The sequence below is a fragment of the Bacillota bacterium genome, from assembly GCA_013178045.1.
Lineage (GTDB): Bacteria > Bacillota > Ch66 > Ch66 > Ch66 > Ch66.
The window spans coordinates 67,724-86,191 of sequence record JABLXP010000006.1 but is presented as its reverse complement, the minus strand read 5'-3'; the positions used below and the strand labels follow the sequence as shown (position 1 = coordinate 86,191).

General features: G+C 50.3%; 18 protein-coding genes and 1 other annotated feature. Of the genes, 1 reads left to right on the top strand and 17 read right to left on the bottom strand.

Going from position 1 to position 18,468, the window contains the following annotated elements:
* The 10 genes from HPY81_05460 to metG form a co-directional block, all read right to left on the bottom strand.
* The coding region (locus HPY81_05460) for a phosphoglucomutase/phosphomannomutase family protein (GenBank protein NPV26900.1) at positions 1 to 1,421 on the bottom strand (1,421 nt) is incomplete at its 3' end.
* A 149-nt stretch (positions 1,422 to 1,570) separates the two neighbouring features.
* Entirely contained in the window at positions 1,571 to 2,512 is a 942-nt protein-coding gene (locus HPY81_05455) for a hypothetical protein (protein ID NPV26899.1), read from the bottom strand.
* A 125-nt stretch (positions 2,513 to 2,637) separates the two neighbouring features.
* Positions 2,638 to 2,910: a Veg protein gene (locus HPY81_05450; GenBank protein NPV26898.1), complete on the bottom strand. Its 273-nt coding sequence runs from the start codon at positions 2,908 to 2,910 to the stop codon at positions 2,638 to 2,640.
* Between the two features lie 164 nt (positions 2,911 to 3,074).
* A complete protein-coding gene (locus HPY81_05445; protein NPV26897.1) occupies positions 3,075 to 5,033 on the bottom strand; it encodes an FAD-dependent oxidoreductase in 1,959 nt (652 codons plus the stop codon).
* Positions 5,034 to 5,176: 143 nt separating this feature from the next.
* The gene (locus tag HPY81_05440; GenBank protein ID NPV26896.1) at positions 5,177 to 5,647 is read right to left on the bottom strand and encodes a hypothetical protein; all 471 of its coding nucleotides are present in this window, start codon (positions 5,645 to 5,647) and stop codon (positions 5,177 to 5,179) included.
* A 31-nt stretch (positions 5,648 to 5,678) separates the two neighbouring features.
* Positions 5,679 to 6,566, bottom strand: coding sequence for a 16S rRNA (adenine(1518)-N(6)/adenine(1519)-N(6))-dimethyltransferase RsmA (gene rsmA / locus HPY81_05435; protein ID NPV26895.1), 888 nt, complete (start codon positions 6,564 to 6,566; stop codon positions 5,679 to 5,681).
* Positions 6,567 to 6,770: 204 nt separating this feature from the next.
* Positions 6,771 to 8,012 carry a glycoside hydrolase family 18 gene (locus tag HPY81_05430; GenBank protein NPV26894.1) on the bottom strand — a complete coding sequence of 414 codons (1,242 nt, stop codon included), beginning with the start codon at positions 8,010 to 8,012 and terminating at the stop codon, positions 6,771 to 6,773.
* A 149-nt stretch (positions 8,013 to 8,161) separates the two neighbouring features.
* Positions 8,162 to 9,163 (bottom strand): DUF348 domain-containing protein, encoded by a 1,002-nt coding sequence (locus tag HPY81_05425; GenBank protein NPV26893.1) that lies wholly within the window; start codon positions 9,161 to 9,163, stop codon positions 8,162 to 8,164.
* Between the two features lie 234 nt (positions 9,164 to 9,397).
* A complete protein-coding gene (locus HPY81_05420; protein ID NPV26892.1) occupies positions 9,398 to 10,177 on the bottom strand; it encodes a TatD family hydrolase in 780 nt (259 codons plus the stop codon).
* 12 nt (positions 10,178 to 10,189) lie between these two features.
* A complete protein-coding gene (metG, locus tag HPY81_05415; GenBank protein NPV26891.1) occupies positions 10,190 to 12,190 on the bottom strand; it encodes a methionine--tRNA ligase in 2,001 nt (666 codons plus the stop codon).
* 54 nt (positions 12,191 to 12,244) lie between these two features.
* Positions 12,245 to 12,548: a binding site (T-box leader), on the bottom strand.
* A gap of 178 nt (positions 12,549 to 12,726) precedes the next feature.
* Between metG and HPY81_05410 the strand changes: the two genes are divergently transcribed.
* Complete coding sequence (locus HPY81_05410) at positions 12,727 to 12,975, top strand: AbrB/MazE/SpoVT family DNA-binding domain-containing protein (GenBank protein NPV26890.1); 249 nt, start codon at positions 12,727 to 12,729, stop codon at positions 12,973 to 12,975.
* A gap of 96 nt (positions 12,976 to 13,071) precedes the next feature.
* On the opposite strand, the gene HPY81_05405 is transcribed toward HPY81_05410, so the two are convergent.
* From HPY81_05405 to HPY81_05375, 7 genes are all read right to left on the bottom strand, one after another.
* Positions 13,072 to 14,238 (bottom strand): M20 family metallopeptidase, encoded by a 1,167-nt coding sequence (locus HPY81_05405; protein NPV26889.1) that lies wholly within the window; start codon positions 14,236 to 14,238, stop codon positions 13,072 to 13,074.
* Complete coding sequence (gene rsmI / locus HPY81_05400) at positions 14,235 to 15,083, bottom strand: 16S rRNA (cytidine(1402)-2'-O)-methyltransferase (GenBank protein ID NPV26888.1); 849 nt, start codon at positions 15,081 to 15,083, stop codon at positions 14,235 to 14,237. Before rsmI ends, HPY81_05405 begins: the two co-directional genes overlap by 4 nt.
* Positions 15,084 to 15,087: 4 nt before the next feature.
* Positions 15,088 to 15,858 (bottom strand): tRNA1(Val) (adenine(37)-N6)-methyltransferase, encoded by a 771-nt coding sequence (locus HPY81_05395; GenBank protein ID NPV26887.1) that lies wholly within the window; start codon positions 15,856 to 15,858, stop codon positions 15,088 to 15,090.
* A 24-nt stretch (positions 15,859 to 15,882) separates the two neighbouring features.
* Positions 15,883 to 16,194: a DUF972 family protein gene (locus HPY81_05390; GenBank protein NPV26886.1), complete on the bottom strand. Its 312-nt coding sequence runs from the start codon at positions 16,192 to 16,194 to the stop codon at positions 15,883 to 15,885.
* The gene (locus HPY81_05385; protein NPV26885.1) at positions 16,169 to 16,915 is read right to left on the bottom strand and encodes a stage 0 sporulation family protein; all 747 of its coding nucleotides are present in this window, start codon (positions 16,913 to 16,915) and stop codon (positions 16,169 to 16,171) included. Before HPY81_05385 ends, HPY81_05390 begins: the two co-directional genes overlap by 26 nt.
* On the bottom strand, positions 16,887 to 17,912 hold the full coding sequence (gene holB, locus HPY81_05380; GenBank protein ID NPV26884.1) for a DNA polymerase III subunit delta': 1,026 nt from the start codon (positions 17,910 to 17,912) through the stop codon (positions 16,887 to 16,889). The genes HPY81_05385 and holB overlap by 29 nt, the downstream gene beginning before the upstream one ends.
* 102 nt (positions 17,913 to 18,014) lie before the next feature.
* Positions 18,015 to 18,464 carry a YaaR family protein gene (locus HPY81_05375; GenBank protein ID NPV26883.1) on the bottom strand — a complete coding sequence of 150 codons (450 nt, stop codon included), beginning with the start codon at positions 18,462 to 18,464 and terminating at the stop codon, positions 18,015 to 18,017.
* Positions 18,465 to 18,468: the final 4 nt, after the last annotated feature.

The following is an 18,468-nucleotide window of genomic DNA, read 5'->3' as shown; positions in this document are numbered from 1 at the left end:
TACATTAAACGACCCCATCGCCTGGCGCGATAGTAAATTTTTTGACCTTCTTCTAAAACTTTTTTTACTTTTTGTTCTGAATCTGCTTCGACGTAGATGCGAACCATCGGTTCTGTTCCGGAGGGGCGGAACAAAATCCAACCCTGGCTTTCCAGCATAAATTTCAAACCGTCGAGGTTTTTCGTTTGCACTACTGCCAGTGGTCCAAAGTTCTTGGGAGGGTGGTCTTGCAAATGGCCCATCAGGGTCTCTTTCTGGTGCCCAGAAATTGGCAAATCAACTCGCTCATAATAGAAGCTCCCAATCTCCTGTTTCAGACTCTGCACCAGTTGACGCAAGTTTTGTTTACGCACCGCCATGACTTCAAGTAAAAGCAAACTGGCTAAAATTCCATCCCGTTCCGGAATATGATTGCGGACGGTAAAACCCCCGCTTTCCTCTCCACCCATGAGGAGATCTGCTTCCTCCAGGAACAACTCACAGATGTATTTAAAACCAATCGGTGTTTCAAACACCCGCAGCCCATATTTTTGGGCCAGCCGGTCAATCATCAGGGTGGTAGAAAACGTCTTCGCCACACCGCCCTGCCATCCACGCTCCTCCACCAGATGCCTGAGGATTAAAGCATAGATATAGTGGGAGGTTACAAATTCACCACGATCATCCACGGCGCCCATCCGGTCGGCATCACCATCAGTTGCCAGGCCAACCTGAGCCTTGTAGCGAAGTACCGCCTGGCTGAGGGCCGCCAGGTTGGGCGGAATTGGTTCCGGGTTAATTCCACCGAAACTAGGGTGGGGCTCACCCCTGATTTCCACGACTTCTATGCCAAGTTCCTTGAGCAGAGTCCGCAAATACCCACGGCCGGCCCCGTGCATCGGATCAACCACCACCCGAAAGCGGGCCGCTGAGATCGCCGACCGGTTGATGATCCGGCGCAGGTGGTTGAGGTAATCCGCATCCGCATCAAACCGGTGAATTAGCGGGTGACTGAGCGGTACAGTTTTGATCTGGGTCCGGCGCAGCAACTTTTCGATGTGCGCGGTCATCTCAGGTAAAGCAGATCCCCCGTATTCGCCTTTAAACTTAATCCCGTTATAATCGGCCGGGTTATGGCTGGCGGTGATCATCAACCCACCACCGGCCCGGAGATTTTTCACCGCAAATGAAACAACGGGAGTAGCGGCAACCTTGTTGGACAAGAACACCTTGATCCCATTCGCGGCGATCACCCTGGCCACTTCCTCTGCATAACGGGCGGACAAAAAGCGAGCGTCATAACCAATGACGATCCCCCGCTGCCCTTTCTGCTGGTCGAGCAAGTAGTCGGCAATGGCCTGAGCTACTATCCGCGCGTTGGCAAAAGTAAAATCATCACTGATTACCCCCCGCCAACCGTCTGTCCCAAACTTGATGTTCATGCCACTTTCGTCCATTTAAATAATTCCTCCTCAAGGTTACGGTTGTTCGCCAACCCGCCTTCAGTAGTGTTAATATCATATGCAAAGTGCAGCTAAAGAGTTCACCCCGGAAAAGTTAAAAAACCAGATAGAAAGACCGCCAAGGAATCTCAGCGGCCTTTCCGATTAGCTTCGAATAACATTTTCTTAATTTGTGGCATCCATTCATTGGTCGTTGTTTCCCCGCTCTGAATACATTCCGCAATGCGATGAATATCGGTCAGATGGATATCCTCCAGAGGAGGAATAATAATCAAATCGGCAAAACAGTCTTCTTCAACGTCGGATGTTTCAGCAATCATGATGTCCAGAGAACGAAGAACGACCTCAACCACATCATCAACAATTTTATTGGGATTGATGTATCCCAGATTTACGGCCAGAATGACATCGGCGCCCATCGCATGCAAGATTTCCACCGGTACGTAATCGGTTAAGCCCCCGTCTACCAGCATTCGTCCCTGATAATTAGCCGGCGTGAAAATTCCAGGCAACGAAATGCTGGCCCGCACCGCATTCGCTACTGGGGCGTCGTGGATCAGGCAGGTACGGTGGAGAGCAGGAGGTTGAACCGGCCTCCAGTTAGTAAAAATCACTCTTTCCCCAGAGTTAATATCACTGGCGACAATGGCCAGCGGCATCTCCACCTGGCTACAAATCCTGGGCCCCACCAGGTCCTTAATCAGTTGTTCGATCTTGGCGCCTTTAACAATACCTTTTGGCCATTGTAGTGAACTACACCGCAGTGAAATACAAGGCAAAGTTATAATTATCGTTCGCAACAGCCAAACCATCACATCCCATAACCGAAAATCCCAATCCAGAATGTCTCTTTTCTGCAAATTAAGGGCAATTTGTTCCATCTTTTCGATTGGTACTCCACAGGCGTACAAGGCCGCAATAACGCTACCCGCACTGGTTCCCGCAATCAAGTCCGGTCTGATCCCGTTTCGCTCCAGTGCCTTGAGCACGCCGATATGCGCCGCGCCACGTAAACCTCCGCCACCCAGGGCTATTCCAAGCTTAGGTTCTTTTTCCCTCATCATCCTCACCAAACACACCCCCATGGGGTCATCCCGCTCTGTTGTTATTGTATGAAAAACAGTAGCGGGTGGTGACTGGTGTTGAGAGAATAAACAAGGAAGAAAAAAACTACCAGGTAAATTTTCCTGGTAGTTTAACGTGAGCTGGTGATTTTAATATCTCCGTCCTGGTGGCAAACAATCAACTCTACCGTCTCGTTTAATACATCGGTATAACTATATGAAACTCTTCGTTCGGCCTTCTTTTCGTCAAGCTTGACAACAAAGATGTTCGGGTAAGTCTGCTCCAGTATCCCTACCCGTTCAACCACCTTATTGCGACCACGATTTGCTTTCAACCGGATACGGTTACCGACGAAAGACTCCAGATCTTGCTTGATCTCCGCCAAAACCTTTTTAGGTGCCAATGTATCACCTTCTTTCCCTAGTCTTTCTATATTGTAATATGCATTTGTATATTTGTCAACCTTAACTGTAACATTATACTAAAATACCAAATGCTAGTCAATCTTATTCTTTTAGGATTGTTGGCTATAAATTAAAAAAGCTAATAATAACTAGATATTTTTTACTATTTACTTTGAGTTATAGGGACAAATACAAACGCCTTGCCAAAACCATCATGTACCGCATCTATGATATTGCCGGCCCGATTGGCATCACCAACTACCTTAACATTCGCCAGGCTCCTCTTGAAGCTATCTACCAGATCCTTTCTCGGGCTTACTCCCAGGGCGAGAACAACCCGCTCCACAGGTAGTTCTGTTTCCTGCCTATTTTTAACATTTTCCAGTATGATCCTATCTTGGTAAATTCTGATTAGTTTGTGACCGGGTAGTAATGTCGGATTGTATTTTTTTAGTCTTGACATCAGCATCAATAGGGTAACATAGGATATGCCGGCACCAATTTTTTCAAGCATATCGACAAGCGTTACCTTATTGCCCTGAGCTGCTAGAAATTCCGCTGTTTCACAACCAGTCATACCGGCACCGATAACCGCAACATTTTTGCCGCTGATTTTAATCTTGCCTTTAAGCACGTCTTCTGCCAAGCAGACATTTTCACCATCAACACCGGGAATTGGAGGAACAATGGGGGAAGCACCAACTGCCACAAATACTCCGTATGGATTCAGGGTTTTAATCAATTCAACATTTGCTTCCGTATTCAGCCTCACCTCGATGTTGGGATGTTTCATCTGTTGCTGATAGTAATCGATCAGCCAGTTGATCTTATCCTTGTACAGGGGTTTATTCGCTAAATTCAGCGCACCACCAAGCCGGTCTTCCTTTTCAAATAATATAACTTTGAAGCCCCTGATCGCCAATACTCTCGCTGCTTCCATGCCACCTGGGCCGCCTCCGATCACTGCTACTAACCGGCCGTCTCCGTTCTGAATAAACTCCCCGAATTCAAGCTCTCTGCCCAGCCTCGGATTAACAGCACAGATGATATGCTTGCCATTGCTAACCGCCTCAATACAAGTTCTACACGAGATGCAAGGCCTTATTTCGGCCTCCCTGCCTGCTGCGGCTTTGTTCGCCCATTCAGGATCAGCCAACTGCGCCCTGCCCAGGGCAACAAAATCGCATACGCCTTCCTCCAGAAGGCGCTCGGCTAAATCCGGTTGGCGGATTAAGTTGACAGCAATAATAGGTATCTTGACGTTGGCTTTGACACCAGCGGCAAGGTGCTTCTTCCAACCCGGCGCATATGTATAGGGTTCAACGATCGTAACGCCAGATTCGCGTATTCCGTTGCTGACGTTGATCGCATCAACCCCCAGAGATTCAAGGTATTTAGCTACTTCGATGCCGTCCTCAAGTTTTATGCCGCCATCAACGAATTCATCGACACTCAGCCTTACGCTGATCGGAAAATCAAGGCCACAGTTTTGGCGGATTCCGTAGATTATCTCGCTGATAAACCTCATTCTGCCTTCAAAGGAACCACCGTACTTGTCGGTTCTCTTGTTCGTAAGAGGGCTGATAAAGGCGTTGATTAAATAACCGTGGGCGCCGTGCAGTTCTATCCCGTCTATACCTGCGTTTTTACAGATTACGGCACCCATGACAAATTTTTTGACCAACCTCTCTATTTCCTCAGTTGTCAATTCCTTCGGCAGCTCGTTAGTCCGGCTGTTCGCAATCACGCTTGGAGCCACTGTCTGCCTCCCATCGTTCAAAAGGACAGAACCCTCCCGGCCAGGATGGTGCAGTTGAACGAAAATCCTGGTGTCATATCGATGGACTATGTCTGCCAGCCGCTGCAACTGGGGGATAAATTTCGGGCTGTATGCGCCGATTTGGTTGTAAATACCCGCACCGTTATCGTTATCGACTCTAGCGATGCCGGTAATAATCAAACCACAACCACCCCGGGCCCTTTCTTCGAAATATCTGAGCAGACGATCGGAAATCTCGCCCGTGGAATTAGCCAGCGCGGTAGCCATCGCCGGCATAACAATTCTGTTTTTCAACTCCAGCCGGCCTATTTTACCAGATGTAAACAGCTTTTCATACTTCAATGAGTATTCCCCCTTGCAAACTGTCTACCATTTTCTTTTATTCGCCTCCGGTCTCTGTTTTCCTTCCATATTTTTACGAAAGCCCCCCTAAAAACCACTAAGCGAAACCTGGCGTCACAGTTTTGCACATTTTGGCATGGTTTTTATTTGGTATGCTTATCGGCGACCTTGGAAGCCCCACACGAATCTGGCTTGATACGGGCGCCAAATCCGTTCCCACTGACCATGCCTACGACCTCGCGAATCAGTTCCTTGGTTTCCCCATGATTTCCAATATCCAAGTGAATCTCAACATCAAAATGTTCATAACCATTCTGAGCTAATATCGCAGCGAGTTTACTGGCCACCTCCAGACTGAGTGCCGTCTCGTAAAAGATTTTTTGCCGTAGACTTCCGATTTTTCGTTGAGTTTTTTTCCGATAGTAATAGCGAGCCCCTTTGCCGACCCGGTGAATAACCACCGCTGTAACAAAACAGGTCTCGTGACGGACATGAGAATCAGTCCCGATGATTATTTTATGGACGAAATCCGGGGCGCTGGTTATATAGGCACAAATATCAGCGACCATTTCGTCCCATGTCATCCGCCCTTTCGTCGGGCTTAAAAAACTCATTCGCCGCGCCCCCTCTCTTGGGCGAGAGTGTTTATTTAATTACTAACGGAGCCAGGGTATTGGTCAGGACAGCAAATTCCTCCAGGTCGAGGGTTTCCGCCCGGCGCTGGGAGTCAATTCCCACCTGCTCCAAAACCTCGCGGAGCATTTCCTTAGAAATACCCATACCCAAGCCCCCCAGCGAATTGAGCAGGGTTTTCCGGCGTTGGCCGAAAGAGCGTCGCACGATTTGGAAAAACAGGTTTTCATCAATCACTTTTACTGGTGGAACTGACCGGCGTTCCAGTTTAATGATCGCTGATTCCACTTCTGGGAGAGGAAAAAAAGCCGTCGGGGGAACCAAACTGACAAGGGTTGTTTCCGCATAGTATTGGGCAGCAATCGAAAGTACTCCGTAATCCTTACTACCAGGTCGGGCTGTGATTCTTTCCGCCACCTCTTTCTGAATCATCACCACGAGCAACTGTGCGCGAACATGCTTTTCTAATATGGTCATAATGATTGGCGTGGTGATATAGTATGGCAAATTAGCCACCACTTTATATGGCAATATCTGCTCAACCGATGTACCCCTATATTCTGCAACCACCGCATCCAGATCCGTGCGCAAAATATCGCCCCAGACAAAGCCGATGTTCTTATATCCGCCCAGCGCCTCGTTCAGTACCGGTTCCAGACTACGGTCGACTTCAACCGCGATCACCCAGCCGGCTTTCTCGGCCAGGTGCTGGGTTAAGCAACCGACACCTGGACCAATCTCAACAACTATGTCTACTTCCGTAACCCTGGCGCTTTCCACCATCAGTTCTAAAATGCGGTTATCGATCACAAAATGCTGTCCCAAGCCTTTCTTGACGTGCAGCCCATGTTTCTTGATTAATTGACGGGTACTAGTTAAAGTAGCAATTCTGGTTGGCATTTTGTTAAACTTCCTTCCCGTCGACAATCTCAGCAAGGTTACTTTTACTTAATATTATATTATACTATGCCAACCCTGGTATCGAAACCAGAGAAGAAATCTTCCACTTAATCGGTTCCAGAAATTATTATTATCCAGTAATTGACTTTCGATACAAGAAACAATTAAGGCGAGAATTGTACCCGCCTAAAAAACGCAACAATTTTAGTTCAGCCTCTCGGCTACCCGCGGCCACAATTTATCTTCTTCCTGACCAAGTCTCCATAAGGCAACACCACCCAGACCATGCGAACTGACCAGCTCGAGCTTGGCTTCAACACTGCGATAATCTTCATACCAGACTTCATGCCTGACCCCGTTTTGGGTGTATGCAAAATAGGGGACCCGGCTGTCTTTATCCCACTGAATTTTTGCGCCGTACCAATTGGCCAGCTCTTCGGCCTGATTAGCTTTAATAATTTTTACCCCCTCGGTCGACCAATCGTAACCATACCCGGCGATCCCCAGTAAAATCTGTTCGGCCGGGATCTGAGTTATAGCGTACCGAATAGTTTGTTGCACCCAGCGGAAGTCAGCTACCGGCCCCGCCTCACTCCACCTGGCATGCTGGTCATAGCTCATGATCACCACGTAATCAGTATGCCGCCCTAAGGCAGCGTAATCGTACGCCGCGGCAAAATTGTTGCTGTCTTCATTCGCCGATAACTTAGGTGCCACCGCCACTGTCACCAACCGTCCTGCTGGCCAGAGTCTAGCTGACAAATCAGCCATCAATTGGGTTAGCCCCTTCCGAGACGCTGGTTCCAGGTTCTCAAAATCTATATTGACCCCATCATAACCTTTAGCGAGAACAACCTCAACAATGTTCTCAACTGCTCTCTGGCGGGCAGCCGGATCACGTAAAACCGTATCGTTTCCATCAAGGTTATTAAATAGAACGATCACTTTTTTCCCAGATGCCCTGGCTAAATCCATAACTTTGTCCTGATCCCCTCCCTGGCTTCTCAACTGACCATCCCGATCAACTGAATACCAGAAGGGCGCTACCCAGGACAGGTTGTTCACATTCTTTCGAAAGGAATCATAAGATGAACGGTCACTGCCCCACTCCGCATAATAACCCAGGACCACACGGCCCGGCAAGCGAACTGGCCGATGAACTGACGGAGTCTCGGCCGGTGCTGCCGTCTCAGCGGCTGGCTTAACCGCAGTTGACGATTCAGCTGGCTTGGCCGGTTCCACTGCCCCGGCGGCCACTGACGCCGAGGATTCGGCCGGTCCCAAAAGCGGCACGCTCGGTAGAATAGCTTCATTCGTTACCAGCGGCTCAAGGTCTAGCTGCTCCGCTTGGGTTGTCCGGGCAATTAATTCCCCACGTCCTAATAAAAAAATAACAAACAATAAAATAGCCAGAGTTTGCGTAATCTGAGCGCGTCGAAGATTCATCCCCATCCTCCCTGTCCATAGGTTTACAAGCAATTGGACAAGTAGTTAAATTCGACGTACGGCCCCTTACCCCTTCAGGGAATGATAGGAAAAAGAATAAAGAGGAGAAATAGTCTCTCCTCTTTAGGGGTAGCAAGTCGTCGGATTGCTTAGTTAAGCACAAACACTTTCACCTGACGCCGGCCCCACCGCTGACATTCTCTTTCTGTCTCCAGAAATACGTCAATGCGGTTGCCGACAATCGCCCCACCACAGTCAACCGCCGTCGCAAAGCCGTAGCCATCAACATAAAGCTTCGTCCCCAGTGGGATTACCTTCGGGTCAACGGCAATTCCACCAACATATGGCGGTATCCCCGTGGCCGTGTTGTGTCCAGTGTAGGTATAGGCAGTAGCCGTCATCACCATGGCACGGTCAAAGTTTAACCGCTGACCACCGCGGGACACGCTTGTCAGAGAACCCATGGCAATAATCGCCTTGACCGGTTCTTTAATCACTTCGGAACTGATAACCTCTCGTTTGACTTCCTTGCCATTTTCGTAGGTTACCTTCACCAATTGTCTTTCCAGCCCGTTCCGGCCTTTTTGGAGAACCCGGTTAATCCCGCGCTCCAGATTCTGATCCTGTCGTCGGTCTACTGGATAAGGGATTTCTACGTCAGCCGTCATCATTTTTTCTTCCACCCGGATGATCTGCACCCGTACCCCACCGGTAACAGCTTCTGATAGAGCAGGTGAAACCTGGTCGAGAGGCCCCATTTTAATTCCAGCCAGCTCAAGAACCTCCTGAACCGTGGCCGGTGGCGTGACCACTTCTCTGACCTCCCCGTCCACTATAAGCTGAACCGGGAAGGCCCGCAATACCTGAATCTGCATGCCATCTTTGAGCTTCGTCCCTGGATCTGGAATGACCCTGTCCTGAGCCCCTAACTGGATTTCCGTTTGGCTTAGTGCCTCTCCAACCGTCGACTTAAATGTCCTCAACGTCACCTGCTGGCCATCAACCTGAATTACAACCGCTTTCTCTTCTATGGCCACGCCGGCAAAGATCCCTAACAGAATTCCGACAACTATTACTACCAACCAGCGTCCCTTGGCGACTTCAATGAGACGATTAATTCCCCATCGTCCCAAAATTTCGGTTCGTTTCATCTGATTCCTCCCGTTACCATATTTGTTGCCTGGGGGTGTTTACCTTAGTTGGATAGTACTAGAAGATATTCGCCACCCGGGCCAGGTTTTCCTCTTTCCCAACTGGAACTTCTTTGTACCACTCTATTGCATTTTATGGTCACATCCTTTGTAAAAGAACTTTTTATACATTATTACCAATTTTGGGCAGAAAAAACAACCTCTTGTACGAGAGGTTGCAGTCAATTTCATTTTTTATTGTTTTTTATCTAGCAATCGAAACAGACATCTGGCATTGGCCGTAGTCGCCTCGGCTACTTCTTCTAATGAAATCCGGCGCAGAGCCGCGATCTTTTCCGCCACCCGCTTTACATAAGCCGGCTCATTCCGCTGGCCGCGCCAGGTATCCGGCGTCAAATAAGGACAATCAGTTTCGACCAGGAGTCGGTCAAGCGGGACCTTTTGCGCAATCTCCTGTGGTCCGCGGGCATTGGCAAAGGTAACCGGCCCAGCCAGGGAAATGTAGAACCCCAGCTTCAAACATTCCTGGGCCATTTCCCAGCTCCCTGAAAAACAGTGCAGCACACCACCGACTTCGTTCACCTTTTCCTCTTTCATTATCCTGAGCACATCACCGTGCGCATCGCGGTCGTGAATGATGATCGGGAGTCCCAGCTCTTTTGCCAGGTTGATCTGGCGGCGAAAAACCGCCTGCTGGACGTCCCGGGGTGACAGGTTACGGTAGTAATCCAACCCCATCTCCCCAATCGCCACCACTCTAGTGTCTCGACCGAGTTCATACAACTGGGCCCAAGTCGACTCATCGGTGTCCTGGGCATCGTGAGGATGGATGCCGACGGCGGCAAAAATGTTAGCGTAGCGTTTCGCCAGAGCTACCACGCGCTTTGATGAAGGTAGATCGTACCCCACACAGACGATCTGGGTAACCCCGTTTTTACTGGCCCGCTCAATCACTTCCTGCTGGTCTGCTTTATACTGCCGGTCATCAAGATGGGCGTGGGAATCAATGAACATATCAACATCCCCTTACTTAACCCGGCTGCCAGTGGGAATATCACTGTTCAGCATCAAGACTTCTAACTGTTCCCCATTTGAGGCCGCCAGCAGCATTCCTTGCGATTGAATCCCCCGGATTTTAGAAGGCTTAAGGTTATAAACCAGGACAATCTTTTTCCCAATTAGGTCCGCTGGCGCATAGTACTGGGCGATGCCCGACACGATCGTGCGGGTCTCCCCACCTACTTCCACTTCAATTTCTAAGAGCTTGTCCGCCTTCTCTACCTTTTTTGCCGAGACAATTTGGGCTACCCTTAATTCAATTCTGGCAAAATCATCGATACTGATCAGTTGTGGTTCTGGCTTGGTCTCGGGTACTGCGGCTGGTGCAGTATTGGACGCATTGATTGAATTCACTTTGGACCCATCCTTTCTATCTGTTGGTGTGGGGCCGATCACTAATCCCCCTGCCGTATTCGCGTGGACAGCTTCAGCCTCTGTCTCTACCCGGGGAAAGAGCGATTGGCCACGTTTGATCTGACCTCCCGCCGGTAATCCACCCCAATGTTCTAAACTCGCCCAGGTTTGCTGCTCTGGCTGATTGACCAACCCCAGTTGTGGCCAAACCCGGGTGGGTAGTACCGGCATAAACGGTGAGCAAAGAATGGTCACCCAGCGTATTCCCTCCGCCAGTTGGTACAGGACCGTCCCTAATCGCCCCCGTCGGCTCTCATCTTTAGCCAGCGCCCAGGGAGCAGTTTCATCAATGTATTTGTTCAACCGGCCGATCAGCCGCCAGATGGTGATCAGGGCGTTGCTTAATTCAAATTTCTCGAACAGTTCCTCAACTTCACGCACCGTCTGTTGAGCGAGGGTAATCACCTCCTGGTCCAGGGCTGTTATCGGTCCTGGGGCCGGTACCGTCCCGTCGAAGTAGCGCTCGATCATCGCCAGTGTCCGGCTAACCAGGTTGCCCAGATCGTTGGCCAGGTCAGAATTAATCCGCTGTATCAGAGCATCCTCTGAGTAGTAGCCGTCAGCCCCAAAAGGCAGTTCGCGCAGCAGGTAGTAACGAATGGCGTCTACGCCATATTTGTCGATCAGGACCAGGGGATCAACAACATTGCCCTTGGACTTGGACATTTTCCCGCCTTCCAGCAACAGCCAGCCATGACCAAACACCTTCTTCGGCAGCGGAAGACCAGCCGCCATCAAGATAATCGGCCAGATGATGGTGTGGAAGCGCACAATGTCTTTCCCAACCAGATGTACATCAGCCGGCCAGTAGCGCGCAAACTTTTCCGGGTCGGTGCCATAGCCAATGGCGGAGATGTAATTGGTCAGGGCATCAGACCATACATAAATGACATGGCCTTCAGCAAACGGGACCGGCACTCCCCACTTGAAAGTTGTGCGAGAAACACACAGATCTTCCAGCCCGCTCTTGATAAAATTGATCATTTCGTTACGTCGGGTAACAGGTTGAATAAAATCAGGGTTTTCCTCAATGTATCTGAGTAAGCGGTCCTGATACTTGGACAGCCTGAAGAAATAACTCTCCTCATGGAGTAGTTCTACCGGTCGCCCGCAGTCAGGGCAAACCCCGCCTTCAGCCTGCCGTTCCGTCCAGAAAGTCTCACAGGGAGTGCAGTACCAACCAGCGTATTGAGATTTATAAATATCACCCTGTTCATAGATCTTTTGAAAAATTTCCTGCACTACCCGTTTGTGACGCTCCTCAGTCGTCCGAATGAAATCATCATTAGATATGTAGAGCTGTTGCCATAAGTGTTGAAAATTAGCCACGATCCGGTCAACATAGGTCAGGGGAGCAAGCCCCTCGGATTGAGCTTTTCGCTCAATCTTCTGCCCGTGCTCATCTGAACCCGTCAAAAAAAAGACATCATACCCCCTCATCCGCTTATAGCGAGCCATCGTGTCAGCAGCTACGGTCGTATAAGCGTGCCCGATGTGCAGGTTATCACTGGGGTAGTAGATAGGGGTAGTAATGTAGAAAGTTTTCCGGGACATCCAGCAACATCCTCTCCTTCTTCACGAAATAAAACATAAAAACCTCTCATCCCGGTCAGGGACGAGAGGACTTCTTCACCTTCGTGGTACCACCCTAATTTGCTCCTCCCTCGCAGCAGGAGCCTCCATGAGTCCGAAAAATGTAAACAGCAACTTCTCGGACTCGGCGGAATAACGGCGGCCTTAATTACGCCGGTACTACCTACTGGCCGGGTCAATTCAGTCAACTGATTTCCCCCGGAGGTTCAGTAGTACAGTTCAAGGACCATCTTCAACTGCTCGTCGGGGCGGGCTTTCACCTCCTCCCGCTCTCTGTTCCCGCGTTTTCGCAGTCTACTCTTCCTGTCATCACTTTTCTCTTCATTGATTTGAGTTTAAGTATAGTTGGCACCAACGAAATTGTCAAGATTTCCACCCGCCGTCCCCTGCCGTTAAAATAAAAATTTATTTATTAGGGGGTTGACTTTTTCTGGAATCCCTGGTATCATTTAGACAAGAAGAATTCTGTCGAAACCTGTTGAAAGGGGCGAGAATCGGTGAAATCAACTGGCATCGTAAGAAAAGTAGACGAACTAGGCAGAGTAGTAATTCCCATTGAATTACGGCGCACTCTGGGGATCGACGAGAAAGACGCTCTCGAAATCTACGTCGACCACGAGAAGATCATTCTCAAGAAATACGAGCCGGCCTGTGTTTTCTGCGGCAATGCCGATGATGTACAGAATTTCAAAGGGAAAAACGTCTGCCGAGAATGCGCCAGTGCCATGGCCCAACAAGCTGTTTAGCCGTTCTCTTGCGGTGAATACATAGAAATAAGTTTGATTAAGTTGAGAATTCTTTACAAGGAGACCCCAGTATGGTGTCTCTTTTTTTTCACCACCCTAAGCCCCTTTGAACTCCTGACGAATCGCCGCGTACAACTCAGGATCCGCGAGTACATCAATCGCCGTCATGGCCATGGCCTGAGCCATGACCAGCATCCCGGCGTGAGCCTGATCACTCACCGCTAACTCTGCAAACTTGTGGGTATGCATGGCGACGCCTTCAGGCGCGATCGCAAAATAAGGGTGAATCGTCGGTACCACATGGCTGACGTTGCCCATATCCGTCGCCCCCAGCCCGCTTTCTTCTGACGTTGGCGAAATTCCCAGGGCCTGCAAATTCGCCTCGAAGACGCCAGCCAGGGTAGTGTTGAGGCGCAGTTCATCATAACAACCCAGGCCGAGAAAACTAACCTCCGCTCCGGTGGCCAAGGCTGCCCCTTGCGCGCACTTCTCCACCTTGTCTACAACTTCATTCAGGTAATCTCGCTTGGCCGAACGAATGCTGAAGCGAGCCGCCGCCACCTCCGGTAAGATGTTGAGTGCCAATCCACCCTCAGAAATAATTCCCTGAATCCGCACATCGTCCTTCAAGGTTTGCCGCAGTGAATTAATATTGTTAAACGTTAAGATCACGGCCTCCAGAGCGTTAATTCCGTCATGCGGGGCCCGGGCGGAATGAACAGGTCGTCCCTGGAAACGGACCTCCAGAACATAACCGGCCAGGGAATTTGTCCGCACCACAGTCCGGTCAGCGGGATGCGCCAGCATTGCCACATCAATACCTTGAAAAAACCCCCGATTGACCATGATGGCCTTACCGCCGCCGCCCTCTTCCCCGGGAGCGCCGACTACAGAGATTTTACCCGGTAAGCGGGGCATGACTTTACGTAGAGCCAGGGCCGCCCCCACGCTTGCCGCAGCAATCAAGTTATGGCCACAACCATGACCCAAGGCAGGGAGTGCGTCGTATTCAGCAACGAAAGCAATAGTTGGTCCTGCCTCCCGGCCCGCTAGCACAGCCCAGAACGCGGTGTCAAGTTCGGCAATCCCTTTTTCCACCTTAAAACCTGATTTCTTTAACTCGGTACAGAGCAGTTTCTGGGCAAAGTATTCCTGAAACCTGGTTTCCGGGTGGGCATGGATGGCCTGGCTGATTCGGATCAACCGGTCACGCTGTCGTTTAACCTCACCCTGTACCATTTCCTTCAACAGGCTGATGTTCATTCATCCAGTTCTCCCTCTGCTTGCAGCACCGCGCGATAGACTTCTCTTTTCGGCCGGCCGAGCAACCTAGCCGCCTCCTTGATAGCTTCTTTTCGCGTCAACCCCTGTGCCTCCAAAGCAGCTACCTGTTGGCCGGGATCGGTGGGAAGTGCGGCTGGAGCAGCCGCCGTTGCAAACCCCTGGATTACCAGGGTTATTTCTCCCCGCGGGGGATTGACGGAAAAGTACTGGAGCAGCTCAGAAGTGGTACCACGTTGCACTCCTTCAAACTTCTTAGTCAGTTCCCTAACTACCGCCAGCCGTCTTTCGCCCCAGTTCTCACGGATGGCTTCCAGCAGTGACACCAACCGGTGTGGCGCTTCAAAGAGCACAATGGTCCGCGGCTCTTCTTTCAACACCTCCAGGCGGCGTTGGCGCTCCATTTTTCGGCGCGGTAAAAACCCCTCAAAAACAAACCGATCAGTAGGTAGCCCTGATACAACCAGAGCAGCTAAAATCGCTGACGGGCCCGGTACCGGCACAACGGTAATGCCCGCTTCAATTGCCCCAACAACCAGTTCATATCCCGGGTCAGAGATGCCGGGCATCCCCGCGTCCGAAACCAGAGCAATACTGGTGCCTTCCTGTAATTTCCGCAATAAGTATGCCCCTTTTTCTACCTTGTTATGCTCAAAGTAGCTGGTCAAGGGGGTATGGATCTGGTAGTGAGACAAGAGCTTGCGTGTGTGCCGGGTATCTTCCGCCGCGATCAAATCAACCTCCCTCAAAACACGTAAAACCCGGTAGGTGATGTCCTCCAGGTTTCCGATTGGAGTTGCGCACAAATACAAGATTCCTGAACCGATTGCTTCACTCGGGTTCACCCTGGTTGAACCCCCTCTGCTCACCGTAGTAAATTTGCTGGATCTCCCTCGTATACCCACCCCCCGCCTCGTACACCACCAGCGGAGGTAAGACTTTTAATTCGGATTTTCCACCCTTTGCTCCCTCGATCAACACCAGATTGGGCGCACGGTGAACCTGCGGATACACCAACCGGAGACGTCTGGCTGTTAAGCCGTACCGGCTAAACAACTCAAAAATCTCAGCCAGGCGTTGCGGTCGCTGGATCAAGGCCAGCCGTCCACCTGGCTTGAGGACAAGGGCACCAATACGAACAACATCCTCCAGGCAGCAGGCCAGCTCATGACGTGCCAAAGCTATCGCCGGGTTAGGATTAATTTTTCCTGTCCCCACTTTTTGAAAGGGCGGGTTGCAGACGACCAGATCAAAGACCGCCAACCCATAGCGGTTGTCGGCCTCTCGCAAGTCACCTTGATCAATCTGGATCAGGTGCGCTAACCCATTCAGCTGGACGCTGCGGCGGGCCAGCTCAACCATTGCCGGTTGAATTTCTAGACCATGAATTTGCAGCCGGCTGGCACGAGTGGTTAGTAGCAGGGGAATAACCCCATTGCCTGTCCCCAGGTCCAGGACCCGGTTCCCGGCCTGCAAAGAAACAAAGTGGGCTAACAGCACAGCATCGAGAGAAAAACGGAAACCGCTCCGGCTTTGAATGATCTTCAGATTATTGATAATCAAATCATCAATTGTCTCCTGGTCTTTATCCGTGGTATTCATTAGACATCCCTGATCTCAGTATGGCTAAGATCTGTCGCGCTGCAGAAAACTCAAACAAAAAAGACAATCACCGTTCCGCTGCTGGGCAAAATGAAGATGGCAGATGTGGAAACCTTCCGCGTACAGCCGCTCCAGGTTCTCGTACCCAGCCCGCCCGATTTGCTTAGCGTTGTCATTCACCTTCTGGCGCTCAACTTCACCGTATGCACAGAGCTCGGCCTGCAGCTTCGCGTTCTCTTCTTCCAGAGCACAAACATACATCTTAAGTTGGCGAACTTCTTCCAGGATAGTGATCAGTTTTTCTTCCAGCTCAATCAAATGTTGCGTGACCTTCATCGGTTACCCCTTCCTGCTGGCAACAACCGTTCCGGTAGCAGCTACCCGGACCGGCCGGTTCTTTCATGCTTTCTTTCACACTATCATAAGAATCAGTTTCATACTTCAAACAGCACATTAAACGTCCACAGATACCCGAGATCTTGGTCGGGTTCAAAGACAGATTCTGGTCTTTAGCCATCCGGATCGAGACCGGCTCAAAATCACCCAAAAATGCTGCACAGCACAGCACCCGACCACAGCTTCCAATGCCCCCTAGCATCTTAGCCTCATCCCGGACCCCGATCTGGCGCAATTCAATCCGTGTCCGAAAGATCGAAGCCAAGTTTTTCACCAGTTCTCGAAAATCAACCCGCCCTTCAGCGGTAAAGTAGAAAATGATTTTACTGTTGTCAAAGGTATACTCCACATCGATCAGCTTCATCGGCAATTCATGTTCGGCGATCTTTTTCAAGCAAATTTGAAAGCCTTCTTTTTCTTTTCGCCGGTTTTCTTCAACGTGTTTTTCATCTTCCGGAGTAGCAACACGTATTACTTTTTTCAAGGGGGAAACAATTTCCTCCTCAGGTACATGGCGAGGGCCAATTACCACTTCACCAAACTCAATCCCCCGGGCAGTTTCGACAATGACTTTACTGCCTACGGATAAGGAAAAATTTCCGGGGTCAAAGTAGTAAATTTTCCCCGCTTTTTTAAAACGAATCCCCACAACTTCGATCATGATATAAATTTCCTCCCAGGATAATCTGATGTAGTTCAATAAACAGACTCTCTAGAGTTAAACGAACATTGGCGTTCTGCTGCAGGTAACGCCTGGCTTCATGCAAAGCCTGCAAAACCTGCACGAGCTGGTTCGAGTTCAGCGAAACTTTCATTATCTCCTCAACTTTATCGGTATTAACCAGCAGAGTCCGGTCATGCGTTTCCTGCCACAGCAAGGCATCGCGGCACCACAAGATCATGGTCTCCAGGAGCCAGCCCAACCGCTCCCTCTCCCGTTCCAGTTGATCTACCCGCTGAAATATGGTCGGAGTCGGCTGTGTCTGCAAAGTAGCCAGAAACCCAATGGCCTCCTCCCGCCACTGCAACAGTTCGCCAGATTCAGCCGCCGCTAGGGCAGTCGTCATATTGCCCCCAGCCAATGCAGCCACAAAACTCGCTCGTTCCGCCGGCAACCAGTGCCTGGTAATCAGCAGTTCCCTGATCACCGACGCGGACAAATGGGTAAAAGAAATCTTCTGACAGCGGGATAAGACCGTTGGGAGCAAGCCAAAAGTATGTTTGGTGATTAGGATTAACACCGTATTGGCTGGCGGCTCCTCCAGAACCTTTAAGAGGCTGTTGGCTGCCGGTAGAGTCAGCTTATCCGCCTCCAGGAATACAAACACCTTCCATCCTGCATCAAGCTGGCGGTACTGAGCCGATTGCTGAACAGCCCTGATTTGTTGGATTCTCAGGGTACTGCCCTCAGGCTCGATCAAATGCAGATTGGGGTGGTTGCCATGAGCCAGCTTCAAACAGGACGCACACCGCCCACACCCATCACCATTCTCTCTGGTCAGACAGTTCAAGGCTTGGGCAAAAGCCAACGCTGTTGTCCGCTTGCCTACCCCGTCCGGTCCGACAAAAAGGTAGCCGTGACTGATGCGATTCTGACGCAGCGCGTTCTGCAATTGATTGACAGCAATATCTTGTCCCAGTATCTCTCGGAGCAACATGTTATAAACTCCCTATCTTGATCTTGATATAATACTCCTTTCACGAAATCCCTTGCCATCTCTCTAGCCATGCTGCAGCCAGCGCGTTACATCATTCCCAGTTCACGAATATAAATCCACCAGCAGGCCACGAATATCCCATAATTTCTTCAGGAGGTCCAACTCATTCTTATGCTGAGAAAGGAACATCTCGGCCAGTTCTTCCAACTCCTTATTTACCCTAGCAACCACCATCAGAACCCGATGGTTTCCTCGTCGGTCCCAGCCATTTTCCTCCCTGACCTGATACGTTCGGTGGTTCGCCTCCTTCAGGAACCGGGCCACTGCTTCTTTATATTCACGCAAGGTCTGCACCGTCCATTGTTTTTTCAGCCTCTCCGCCCTGACATCAACCTCAACTAGCAGCCGCTCCAGATCCTGACGCCAGTAACGGTCTTCGACACGGCTGATTTCAACCGCGAACGAAGGTCCGGTTTCTCCTGCGCCGCTCGCTTCGCGCGCAACCGTACCTTGTCGTTCAATATTGTTGGGCAGTCGATCCGCGATTCTCACATCT

Excerpts from the sequence above, each read along its gene's own strand:
- HPY81_05430 (NPV26894.1), bottom strand. The coding sequence starts at position 8,012 with ATGAATCTTCGACGCGCTCAGATTACGCAAACTCTGGCTATTTTATTG.
- holB (NPV26884.1), bottom strand. The coding sequence starts at position 17,912 with ATGTTGCTCCGAGAGATACTGGGACAAGATATTGCTGTCAATCAATTG.
- metG (NPV26891.1), bottom strand. The coding sequence starts at position 12,190 with ATGTCCCGGAAAACTTTCTACATTACTACCCCTATCTACTACCCCAGT.
- HPY81_05395 (NPV26887.1), bottom strand. The coding sequence starts at position 15,858 with ATGAATACCACGGATAAAGACCAGGAGACAATTGATGATTTGATTATC.
- HPY81_05425 (NPV26893.1), bottom strand. The coding sequence starts at position 9,163 with ATGAAACGAACCGAAATTTTGGGACGATGGGGAATTAATCGTCTCATT.
- rsmA (NPV26895.1), bottom strand. The coding sequence starts at position 6,566 with ATGCCAACCAGAATTGCTACTTTAACTAGTACCCGTCAATTAATCAAG.
- HPY81_05405 (NPV26889.1), bottom strand. The coding sequence starts at position 14,238 with ATGAACATCAGCCTGTTGAAGGAAATGGTACAGGGTGAGGTTAAACGA.
- HPY81_05440 (NPV26896.1), bottom strand. The coding sequence starts at position 5,647 with ATGAGTTTTTTAAGCCCGACGAAAGGGCGGATGACATGGGACGAAATG.
- HPY81_05385 (NPV26885.1), bottom strand. The coding sequence starts at position 16,915 with ATGATCGAAGTTGTGGGGATTCGTTTTAAAAAAGCGGGGAAAATTTAC.
- HPY81_05420 (NPV26892.1), bottom strand. The coding sequence starts at position 10,177 with ATGTTCATTGATTCCCACGCCCATCTTGATGACCGGCAGTATAAAGCA.
- HPY81_05390 (NPV26886.1), bottom strand. The coding sequence starts at position 16,194 with ATGAAGGTCACGCAACATTTGATTGAGCTGGAAGAAAAACTGATCACT.